Origin of the sequence: Clostridium sp., assembly GCF_036642255.1 — a bacterium.
Taxonomy (GTDB): Bacteria; Bacillota; Clostridia; order Clostridiales; family Clostridiaceae; genus Clostridium_J.
In genome coordinates this window covers 1-2256 of record NZ_JAVWDJ010000114.1, presented here as the reverse complement: position 1 = coordinate 2256, position 2256 = coordinate 1, and the positions used below count along the sequence as shown (strand labels likewise).

Sequence of the window (2256 nt, the reverse complement as noted above, 5' to 3'; positions counted from 1 at the left end):
GATATTTCTGAGGCTACTTCAAATATAATAGAAGAGGCGCCAGTAACATAAAAGTTTAAGTTACTGACGTAAGCATTATTTAATAAGAAGGTTCTTATAAATAATGCTTTAAAAGCATTTTGTTTTGAATTAGCTATTAGTGTTTTAGTTTCTTCTTCTGTCTTATTTCCGGTATTTGTAGCATTAGGATTACTGCTAAGATATTGATATTGATTATCTATTTTATTAACTAGATCAATGAGTTTTTTATCTAATATAAAAGCATATGTTTCCTTAATATAAGAATACATATAATATTCTCCTGGAGTATCATCTATTTGTTGAATAAATTTATAAGCATATACTCCTTGAATAGCACTAGCTGTACTTTCTTCTTGAATAGTATTTATATAGTTAAATGATTCTGTTTCATTAATTCGAGTAAAAGCAATAGCTAAGGCTTCTTCATATGTTATTGGTTCTATTTTATTTGGATCATGATCACCAATTGAAACAAAGGAACTAGGTATTGAAATAGGAGTAGTAATACTAGTTGTTGAAGAAGATTCACTAGAAGTACTAGTAGTAGTTGAAGTAGAAGAAGACGAAATATTACTAGAAGAACTAGTAGTAGAACTAGTATATCCAGTACACGAGGTTATCATTGCTAAAGGAGCAATAACCGTAAATAATAATTTTCTTTTCATAATATAATTCCTTATATCTAAATTATATAGTTTTATTTACTAAAATGGTATTTTTTTGATTGAATTGTAAATAAAATTATTGTATATTAAATAAGCGCAAAGCGTATGTGGGCCTTTAGCTCAGTTGGTTAGAGCGCGTCCCTGATAAGGACGAGGTCGATAGTTCGAGCCTATTAAGGCCCACCATTAAATTTGCAACATACTATTTCTTAGAGATTGAATGAGTTAAGTGGACATTTAGCTCAGCGGGAGAGCGCTTCCTTCACACGGAAGAGGCCATAGGTTCAATCCCTATAATGTCCACCAATATACGCCGTCTTAGCTCAATTGGCAGAGCAATTGATTTGTAATCAATAGGTTGTTGGTTCGATTCCGATAGACGGCACCAGAAAAAAACAATAAATCGATCCTTACGAAGGATCGATTTTTTATATTTTACGTTTATTTTCTAACGTCATAAATTGATTTTGCGATGGTAAACGTAAAAGATATTTATACTTGAACCCACGAACTAAATTTAAAAAGAAAAAAGATTTAAAACAAATAACATATAAGTAAAAGTAAATTGAATTGAAAATATTTAACTTACAAGTTTAATATTTTCAAAATAATAAAACTAGATTATAATGGTATTATTCAAAGTGAAAATATGAGTTATTAAAGTTTGTTAAATAAATAATTTTAGGTAAAGAAAGATGAATAAAGAATGGTCGGAAAAAAATAAAGAAGTAAAATTATTGTTAAATAATAGAGTTTCTTTTAATGAAGGCATTAAAGAATTAATAAAGTTAAGAACTCTATTATTTTATTATTGGTTTGATTCTATGAAAGAATTATCAAATGATGATTATTCAAAACAACCTTTTATTGCTAAAGAAGGATATGAATCTAAAACAATTTCTTATTCTATTTATCATGTATTTAGAATTGAAGATATTGTATTAAATACATTAATAAAAAACAAACAACAAATTTTTACGAGAGATAATTACCAAAATAAAATGAATTCATCAATTATTACAACAGGAAACGAATTAAAAAAGGAATGTATTTTTAATTTTTCTAAAAAATTAAAAATAGAAGAATTGTGGAATTATGCAAAAGAAGTATTTGAAGAATCAAATGAATGGTTATCTTTACTTACGTTTGAAGATTTAAGAATAATATATTCTGAAGAAGATAAGAATAGAATTAGAATAACTAATACAATAGCTCCAAGTGAAACGTGGTTGATTGACTATTGGTGTGGTAAAAATATTAAAGGGTTATTAGGAATGCCGTTTTCACGTCATTATATAATGCATTTAGAAGCATCGCTTAGAATCAAGAATAAGATTGTTAGATAAACAAAGTCATTAATATAAAACAAACACTTTAAGGATAAATCAAGGGATTATAAATTGAGTGGTTATATTTAAACTATTTGTTATTTGTAATTACATGTATATAAGAAACGTCTATGAGGACTGGTGCTGATTGCATTGTTGATATTAACAGGGAAAAGAAGTTTTATTAATTTAATTTATTTTTTTAATGAAAGACAGTGTTTCTATTTTAATAACGTTAAACT

The 2256-nt window shown here is 26.7% G+C and carries 2 protein-coding genes and 3 tRNA genes; 4 read left to right on the top strand and 1 reads right to left on the bottom strand.

The genetic code is table 11. The features are described 5' to 3' along the window. Positions 1 to 686 (bottom strand): hypothetical protein (locus RR409_RS21075; RefSeq protein ID WP_332559734.1); only part of this gene is annotated, 686 nt, incomplete at its 3' end. Positions 687 to 795: 109 nt separating this feature from the next. Between RR409_RS21075 and RR409_RS21070 the strand changes: the two genes are divergently transcribed. The 4 genes from RR409_RS21070 to RR409_RS21055 all read left to right on the top strand — a co-directional run bounded on the left by RR409_RS21070 (position 796) and on the right by RR409_RS21055 (position 2032). After that, positions 796 to 872, top strand: a tRNA-Ile gene (locus RR409_RS21070). A 45-nt stretch (positions 873 to 917) separates the two neighbouring features. Continuing rightward, a tRNA-Val gene (locus RR409_RS21065) sits at positions 918 to 992 on the top strand. Positions 993 to 998: 6 nt separating this feature from the next. Further along, a tRNA-Thr gene (locus RR409_RS21060) sits at positions 999 to 1074 on the top strand. A 307-nt stretch (positions 1075 to 1381) separates the two neighbouring features. Further along, on the top strand, positions 1382 to 2032 hold the full coding sequence (locus RR409_RS21055) for a phage head-tail adapter protein (protein ID WP_332559733.1): 651 nt from the start codon (positions 1382 to 1384) through the stop codon (positions 2030 to 2032). Positions 2033 to 2256: the final 224 nt, after the last annotated feature.

What these genes read in the sequence shown, in the direction of transcription:
- RR409_RS21055 (WP_332559733.1), top strand. Translation starts at nt 1,382, where the DNA reads ATGAATAAAGAATGGTCGGAAAAAAATAAAGAAGTAAAATTATTGTTA.